Source organism: Acinetobacter endophylla, assembly GCF_053543775.1.
Genome location: NZ_JBLVOM010000017.1, coordinates 23,208 through 29,207 on the forward strand (window position 1 = coordinate 23,208; position 6,000 = coordinate 29,207).

Genomic DNA, 6,000 nt, shown 5'->3' on the forward strand with positions numbered 1-6,000 from the left:
TATCCCTTACAATGATTTATTCTGCTTCATGCTGATGATGAAAGGATCGAGTTTACATGTCAGATCAGAACGATAAGCTTAAACAACTGAAAACCTCCTCTATGGATCGACGCTTATCGATCGCAAAGGCATCCTTGCTGGCAGGCACGCGTTGGGCAGCTTCTAGTGCAAGCTCCATGTTCTCAAGCGAAGAAGAAAAAGAAAAGAAACGTAAAAAAGCCATGAAAGAACAGGCCGATTATCTAGTGGCAGAAATTGGCAAGCTGAAAGGGTCTATCGTTAAAATTGGCCAGATGATGGCGCTGTACGGTGAGCATTTTCTGCCAGAAGAAGTCACTCAGGCTCTAAATACCCTGAACAATCAGACGGTAGCATTGGCATGGCCAGCCATCAAGACCCAGTTACAGCAACAACTCGGTTCTAAGCTCGACGATCTCACCATTGATCATGAACCTTTGGGCACAGCTTCTTTGGCACAGGTACATCGTGCTACCCGAAAATCTGATGGTATGGAATTAGTGTTAAAAATTCAATATCCGGGTGTGGCAGAAGCCATTGATTCGGATATGAGCCTGTTTAAAAACATGCTGAAATTGACCCGTATCGTGCCACAGACCCGCGAATTCGACCAATGGTTCGATGAAGTCCGTGAAATGATGCATCGTGAAGTAAATTATCAGATTGAAGCAGATACCACACGTCGTTTTGCTGCACGTTTAAAAGATGATCCGCGCTATATCGTACCAACGATTATTAATGAATATTGCTCTGATCGTGTGCTGTGCATGACCTTTGAACGTGGTGTGCCGATCAATAGCCCGGTGATGTTGTCCCTACCCCAAGAACGCCGCAACCAGTTAGGTGAAGCCTCTCTGGAAATTGCAGTGCGTGAAATCTTCGAATGGGGCGAGATGCAAACCGATCCGAACTTTGGTAACTATCTGGTTCGTCTGGGCAATGGCGCAGATGTGCACGACAAGATCATTCTGCTCGACTTTGGCGCGATCCGCCAGTTTGACCAACATCTGCTCAGTGTTGCGCGTAACCTGATTCAGGCAGGCTATCATCATGACTCGGATATGATGGTCAAGGCGATGACTGGTTATGAGTTTTTTGATTCGATTCCGCAAAGCATCAAACCAGATATGGCCAAAGTCTTTTTACTGGCCACAGAAGCGTTTAGTTCACCGCTAAATAATCAAGAATTGCCAGCCGGCATCATGGATGAACATAACCGTTATGACTGGAAAAAAAGCCAGCTGCATAGCCGTGTGATGCAACAGGCGTCGAGATCTATGGCTTCACGTTATTTCAGTGTTCCACCAAAGGAATTTATGTTTATTAGCCGTAAATTTATTGGTGCTTACACCTTTATGACCGTGATTGATGCCAAAACCAATGTGCGTGCCATGATTAAACATCATCTCTCTTAAAATAAAACCTGCATCAAAAAAAACCCGGATGATTTTGTCATTCGGGTCAATTTTTATCCATAATGGATTTTTTGTATTTTTATCTTTCTTTTAATTTTCATTGATTTATTCATCCCTTTCTTCAATCCCAAAAACCTAAAAATTGTCAATCATTCATGTCAGGGATGACATAGTTTTATCTCTGAGTGCATGTCAGTATTAAAAAAATAACGTGACAACACCTTTAGGATAATCAGAATGAATAATATGGTGAATAAAGCCCAAGGATTTGGCTTGTCCATACTGACCAAAATCGCGGGTAGCGAAGTATTAGATCAATTAAAACTACGTAAATTTGTTGAAAAATCGCTTTATCAAAGTTCAAAAGCAGGATTCAAAACCCTGAGTCAAACTCAGAAAATTCTCAAATCTGGCCAGAAGATTCAAAAACAGCGTCTGCCGCATCAGTCTAAATCCTTATTTGATCTGAATCTGACTCAAGAACAGCAAATGACCTGTAATGCCATGCAGCAATTTGCCCAAGAGGTGCTATATCCATTGGCACATGATGCAGATCAGCATGAATTATTTCCCCATGAACTCTGGCAATACAGCACTGATTTAGGTTTAAATTTCTATGCCCTGCCTGAAGCATTGGGGGGCGTTGCATCGGAACAGAATATAGTTAGCAATATTTTAATCGCTCAACATTTGGCTCAGGGTGATTTCAGTCTGACGGCTGGCTTACTTTCGACTTTTAGTGTCATTAATGCTATTACCCGCTGGGGCTCAGAGCAGATTCAGTCAGAATATCTGGGCGCTTTCGCAGAGAATCCTGAGTTAAAGGCCACCTTTGCAGTGCAGGAAGAAACAGCAGCGTTTAACCCGGAGCAACTTAAAACTAAAGCTGTTGCACATCAGGGACATTATCTGATTCGGGGTCAAAAGACCTTGGTGCTCTTGGGAGAAAGTGCCGATCTCTATCTGGTCAGTGCTGATCTAGATGGCAGAGCTGAGGTCTTTGTGGTGCAACGCGACAGTACCGTCACTGCGAAAAAATCGCCGGCTATGGGATTAAAAGCTACTGAAACCGTTACGCTCAAATTTGAAAATACTCCGGCATATCGTCTGGGAGATGTGGATTTTGATTATACGGCTTTTATTGATCTGGGTAATTTAATGTGGTGTGCGATGGCGGTGGGCACCTGTGAAGCAGTCAAAAAATACTGTGTGCAATATGCCAATGAACGTATCGCTTTTGGTGAACCGATTTCCCATCGTCAGAGTGTCGCCTTTATGATTGCCGATATGGCCATTGAAATTGACGCAATGCAAATGCTGATCCTGAATGCCGCGAGTCTGACTGAATCTGGTCAAGCTTTTCATCGTGAAGCTTATCTGGCACGCCTACACTGTGCAGAAAAATCCATGAAAATAGGCACCGATGGTGTACAGATTTTGGGTGGTCATGGTTTTACCAAAGAACATCCGGTAGAACGCTGGTATAGAGACCTGAGAGCCACTGCCATTCTCCATTCTGGCTTGCATGCCTGATTAGAACATAAAGAAGAACAATGATGAATCTACAAACTCCAAAAAAATTCAAGCTTTTGATTGATCAAGCACATGAAGTTGCCCTCAATGTTTTGCGTCCGATTTCACGTAAATATGACAAGGCTGAACATGCTTATCCGATAGAGCTAGACATGCTCGCTTCAGTCGTGGATGGTATGAACCAAGGTAGTGAAGGCATGAATGCTGGTGCAGCAGTCAATAAACGTGGCGATGCAGACAGCAGCAATAAAAATGGCATTAATATGTCTACGGCCCTGAGTATTATTGAAATGTGTTATGGCGATACTGGCTTATTACTCTCGATGCCACGCCAAGGATTAGGAAATTCAGCCATTGCAGCTGTTGCCAATGATGAGCAATTGCACCGTTTTCATGGAACTTGGGCAGCCATGGCGATTACCGAGCCAGGTTGTGGTTCAGATTCCGCTGCGATTCGTACCACTGCGACCAAAGACGGTAATAACTATATTCTGAATGGCGAGAAAATTTTTGTAACATCCGGAGAGCGTGCTGATGCAGTAGTCGTTTGGGCAACTTTGGATAAAAAACTGGGACGATCAGCCATTAAATCATTTGTGGTGACCAAAGGTACTCCAGGAATGAAGGTTGAACGACTGGAACATAAATTAGGGATTAAATCATCCGATACTGCCACGATTAGCTTTATCAACTGTCGAGTACCTGCAGCAAACTTGCTCGGTCATGCAGAAATCGATGTTGCTAAAGGCTTTGCTGGCGTGATGGAAACCTTTGATAATACTCGCCCGCTGGTTGCAGCCATGGCGATTGGTTGTGCGAAAGCCTCGCTGGAACGCATCAAGGAGATTTTTAAGGATCAACTGGACTCCACTTATGCCACACCGTATTTACAAAGCTCTAATATCGCAGCACAAATCTATCGTATGGAAGCTGAATGGGAAGCAGCACGCTTGCTGATGCTGAAAGCCGCCTGGATGGCCGATAATCGCAAACCAAATTCACGTGAAGCATCTATTGCCAAAGCCAAGGCCGGTCGGATCGGTAATGAAATTACCTTAAAATGTGTCGAACTGGCAGCAGCCATTGGTTATAACGAAACTGAACTTTTGGAAAAATGGGCGCGTGATTCCAAGATTCTGGATATTTTTGAAGGCACCCAGCAAATTCAGCAACTGATTATTGCCCGTCGGGAATTAGGAAAATCATCGAGCGAATTAAAATAATGATTGCTCATTAAATAGCGAATTAAACTTATCTAAATTGAATAAACGATGGCTTTTTTAAGGATTTAAGGTTATAAAAATTCATCGTTTTTTCAAAATAAAATCAGTCCAATATGTACTCTATTCGTCCTATTCAGCCTGAAGATAATGCTCAAATTGCAAGCATTATTCGTCGTGTTTCCCAAGATTTTGGGCTGGCAGCAGAATCTGGTTTCGCAGTAGGCGATTCTATTCTAGATGAGCTATATCAAGTTTATCAACAACCGAAATCAGCTTACTGGGTTATTGTGGATCAACAAAATAAAATTTACGGTGGTGGTGGAATTGCGCCCTTAAAAGGCGATGCAAATATTTTAGAAATTCAGAAAATGTATTTTTTACCTGAGATCCGTCAGCAAGGTTTTGCCAAGAAAATTTTAGAATTATCCTTTGAATTTGCACAGGCTCATCAGATTAAGTCAGTCTATCTAGAAACAACTAAAGTGCTTTGGCAAGCGGTGAAACTCTATGAAAAATTAGGTTTTCAGCATCTTGATCATCCTGAAGGCAATACCGGACATAGTGATGCCTGTGAAATCTGGATGCTAAAAACCCTTTCAACTTAGAGGTTTTTTACTAGATAGATAAAATTTGTATAGTAATAAAGTGCTTTCATCAGCAGCAAGCTTGACTCTTGTATATAGGCTGCCTAACATCAAAATACGTTTATTCAGGCATGGAATTCACAGTTTGTTTTTTTCTCATCTATTAAATCCAATTAAATCTAAACGTTCACTATTTAATTCTCATTCTTTTAAATTTTCCTCTATTTTATTAAGCACTTTTCTTTTTGCGGGTTGCTCATCCTTGGGCGGAGGCTCGGTAGAAAAACGCGCAGCTAAGCTGTCTAAAGGCATTCAAACTGCTTATTCCACCCCATCCAGTACAGCTAATCGTGTTTCACCTTTAATTGTTCAACATGCACAAAATCAGGGTGTAGATCCACTTCTAGTGGCGGCTGTGATTCGTCAGGAATCTACTTATCGTAGCCAAGCAACTTCGCCAGCAGGTGCGGTAGGCTTGATGCAAGTGATTCCGAGATATTGGCAACAAACTTGTCCAGGTGATTTATACAATGAAAGCAGTAATATCCAATGTGGTACATATATTCTTTCTAAATATAATCAATCATCCGGTGACTGGAAGAAAGCGCTTGCCTATTATAATGTAGGTCCATCGGGTTATGAAAATAATCGTAAAATGCGTAAACAAGGTAAACGTTATGCCAAACAAGTAAAACAGCATAAAAAAATGCTGAAAGACTCTCTATAATTACTGATTTAAGCTAATTAAATTAATAATGCTTAGGCTATTTTATGTAAAGCTTTGATAATTAGTAGTTATTAAATAATACCTATTGAAATTTCTGCTATGAAAACATATTTAGAAAATATTAACTACAGTTGTGATATGCGTGTTCGGTAAAAATACCCTGCCATAAAAAACCAGCGAATCGCTGGTTTTTTATTTTTTAAGATTTATAAGATAGGACTGTAAAATCTTTTAGATCAAACTATATCGATCGGATAACACTAGTCATATTAACGTGAATCATCCTTCTAAGAAGACTTTAATAAGATTTCAGATAAATACTTCTATACACTTAAATTAATAAGTTCGTGGAGCTCGATAGGAAGTGAATGCATATAGAAATCAGAATCAGAAATAAAAGACTTATTTCTAAAATCCCACGCATAAAAAAAACACCCCCTGTCATTTGACAGGGGGTGTTTCGAATAATGAGCTGGCGATGACTTACTCTCACATGGGTA

5 protein-coding genes are annotated in these 6,000 nt (G+C 41.0%); all 5 read left to right on the top strand.

Annotated elements, in window-relative coordinates; all coding sequences use genetic code 11:
* Window positions 1-56 precede the first annotated feature (56 nt).
* Window positions 57-1,433: an ABC1 kinase family protein gene (locus tag ACNPNW_RS02805; RefSeq protein WP_004647106.1), complete on the top strand. Its 1,377-nt coding sequence runs from the start codon at window positions 57-59 to the stop codon at window positions 1,431-1,433.
* Between the two features lie 246 nt (window positions 1,434-1,679).
* A complete protein-coding gene (locus ACNPNW_RS02810; RefSeq protein ID WP_448766489.1) occupies window positions 1,680-2,966 on the top strand; it encodes an acyl-CoA dehydrogenase family protein in 1,287 nt (428 codons plus the stop codon).
* Between the two features lie 23 nt (window positions 2,967-2,989).
* Complete coding sequence (locus ACNPNW_RS02815; protein ID WP_253148661.1) at window positions 2,990-4,189, top strand: acyl-CoA dehydrogenase family protein; 1,200 nt, start codon at window positions 2,990-2,992, stop codon at window positions 4,187-4,189.
* 113 nt (window positions 4,190-4,302) lie between these two features.
* Window positions 4,303-4,794, top strand: coding sequence for a GNAT family N-acetyltransferase (locus ACNPNW_RS02820; protein ID WP_253148628.1), 492 nt, complete (start codon window positions 4,303-4,305; stop codon window positions 4,792-4,794).
* A gap of 124 nt (window positions 4,795-4,918) precedes the next feature.
* The gene (locus ACNPNW_RS02825) at window positions 4,919-5,500 is read left to right on the top strand and encodes a lytic transglycosylase domain-containing protein (RefSeq protein ID WP_253148626.1); all 582 of its coding nucleotides are present in this window, start codon (window positions 4,919-4,921) and stop codon (window positions 5,498-5,500) included.
* The last annotated feature ends 500 nt before the right edge of the window (window positions 5,501-6,000 follow it).

Coding starts and splice junctions, on each gene's coding strand:
- ACNPNW_RS02805 (WP_004647106.1), top strand. CDS start 57: ATGTCAGATCAGAACGATAAGCTTAAACAACTGAAAACCTCCTCTATG.
- ACNPNW_RS02810 (WP_448766489.1), top strand. CDS start 1,680: ATGGTGAATAAAGCCCAAGGATTTGGCTTGTCCATACTGACCAAAATC.
- ACNPNW_RS02815 (WP_253148661.1), top strand. CDS start 2,990: ATGAATCTACAAACTCCAAAAAAATTCAAGCTTTTGATTGATCAAGCA.
- ACNPNW_RS02820 (WP_253148628.1), top strand. CDS start 4,303: ATGTACTCTATTCGTCCTATTCAGCCTGAAGATAATGCTCAAATTGCA.